This window comes from Escherichia sp. AM3 (assembly GCF_032029835.1).
Classification (GTDB): domain Bacteria; phylum Pseudomonadota; class Gammaproteobacteria; order Enterobacterales; family Enterobacteriaceae; genus Escherichia; species Escherichia coli.
The window spans coordinates 1-2,031 of sequence record NZ_JAVUPQ010000224.1 but is presented as its reverse complement, the minus strand read 5'-3'; the positions used below and the strand labels follow the sequence as shown (position 1 = coordinate 2,031).

Genomic DNA, 2,031 nt, shown 5'->3' with positions numbered 1-2,031 from the left:
CCTTGGACAGCTTTTAAGTCGCGTCTTTGTGGTTTTGCTGCGCAAAAGTATTCCACAAAGCCGCAACTTAAAAGCTGCCGCTGAACTTAACGTTAGGCATCATGGGTGAATTTTTCCCTGCACAAGTTTTCAAGCAGCTGTCCCACGCTCGCGCGGTGATCGAGCGCCATCTGGCTGCGACACTGGACACAATCCACCTGTTCGGATCTGCGATCGATGGAGGGCTGAAGCCGGACAGCGACATAGACTTGCTCGTGACCGTCAGCGCCGCACCTAACGATTCGCTCCGGCAGGCGCTAATGCTCGATTTGCTGAAAGTCTCATCACCGCCAGGCGATGGCGGAACATGGCGACCGCTGGAGCTAACTGTTGTCGCTCGAAGCGAAGTAGTGCCTTGGCGCTATCCGGCGCGGCGTGAGCTTCAGTTCGGTGAGTGGCTCCGCCACGACATCCTTTCCGGAACGTTCGAGCCTGCCGTTCTGGATCACGATCTTGCGATTTTGCTGACCAAGGCGAGGCAACACAGCCTTGCGCTTCTAGGCCCATCCGCAGCCACGTTTTTCGAGCCGGTGCCGAAGGAGCATTTCTCCAAGGCGCTTTTCGACACTATTGCCCAGTGGAATGCAGAGTCGGATTGGAAGGGTGACGAGCGGAACGTCGTTCTTGCTCTTGCTCGCATTTGGTACAGCGCTTCAACTGGTCTCATTGCTCCTAAGGACGTTGCTGCCGCATGGGTATCGGAGCGTTTGCCTGCCGAGCATCGGCCCCTCATCTGCAAGGCACGCGCGGCGTACCTGGGTAGCGAGGACGACGACCTAGCAATGCGCGTCGAAGAGACGGCCGCGTTCGTTCGATATGCCAAAGCAACGATTGAGAGAATCTTGCGTTGAGCGGCATGTGCGAAAAGTGCATCGACCCGCGCCGAGGGCATCTGATGCCTAACTCGGCGTTCAAGCGGACGGGCTGCGCCCGCCGCTCAACTATGCGTTAGATGCACTAAGCACATAATTGCTCACAGCCAAACTATCAGGTCAAGTCTGCTTTTATTATTTTTAAGCGTGCATAATAAGCCCTACACAAATTGGGAGATATATCATGAAAGGCTGGCTTTTTCTTGTTATCGCAATAGTTGGCGAAGTAATCGCAACATCCGCATTAAAATCTAGCGAGGGCTTTACTAAGCTTGCCCCTTCCGCCGTTGTCATAATCGGTTATGGCATCGCATTTTATTTTCTTTCTCTGGTTCTGAAATCCATCCCTGTCGGTGTTGCTTATGCAGTCTGGTCGGGACTCGGCGTCGTCATAATTACAGCCATTGCCTGGTTGCTTCATGGGCAAAAGCTTGATGCGTGGGGCTTTGTAGGTATGGGGCTCATAATTGCTGCCTTTTTGCTCGCCCGATCCCCATCGTGGAAGTCGCTGCGGAGGCCGACGCCATGGTGACGGTGTTCGGCATTCTGAATCTCACCGAGGACTCCTTCTTCGATGAGAGCCGGCGGCTAGACCCCGCCGGCGCTGTCACCGCGGCGATCGAAATGCTGCGAGTCGGATCAGACGTCGTGGATGTCGGACCGGCCGCCAGCCATCCGGACGCGAGGCCTGTATCGCCGGCCGATGAGATCAGACGTATTGCGCCGCTCTTAGACGCCCTGTCCGATCAGATGCACCGTGTTTCAATCGACAGCTTCCAACCGGAAACCCAGCGCTATGCGCTCAAGCGCGGCGTGGGCTACCTGAACGATATCCAAGGATTTCCTGACCCTGCGCTCTATCCCGATATTGCTGAGGCGGACTGCAGGCTGGTGGTTATGCACTCAGCGCAGCGGGATGGCATCGCCACCCGCACCGGTCACCTTCGACCCGAAGACGCGCTCGACGAGATTGTGCGGTTCTTCGAGGCGCGGGTTTCCGCCTTGCGACGGAGCGGGGTCGCTGCCGACCGGCTCATCCTCGATCCGGGGATGGGATTTTTCTTGAGCCCCGCACCGGAAACATCGCTGCACGTGCTGTCGAACCTTCAAAAGCTGAAGT

At 56.6% G+C, this 2,031-nt stretch carries 3 protein-coding genes; all 3 read left to right on the top strand.

Annotated features, from left to right (window positions below):
- Nucleotides 1-101: 101 nt before the first annotated feature.
- Nucleotides 102-890, top strand: coding sequence for an ANT(3'')-Ia family aminoglycoside nucleotidyltransferase AadA5 (locus tag RTW80_RS24420; RefSeq protein WP_000503573.1), 789 nt, complete (start codon nucleotides 102-104; stop codon nucleotides 888-890).
- Nucleotides 891-1,095: 205 nt separating this feature from the next.
- A complete protein-coding gene (locus RTW80_RS24415) occupies nucleotides 1,096-1,443 on the top strand; it encodes a quaternary ammonium compound efflux SMR transporter QacE delta 1 (RefSeq protein WP_000679427.1) in 348 nt (115 codons plus the stop codon).
- On the top strand, nucleotides 1,437-2,031 hold a 595-nt coding region (gene folP / locus RTW80_RS24410), incomplete at its 3' end, for a dihydropteroate synthase (protein ID WP_069970498.1). The genes RTW80_RS24415 and folP, both read left to right, overlap by 7 nt.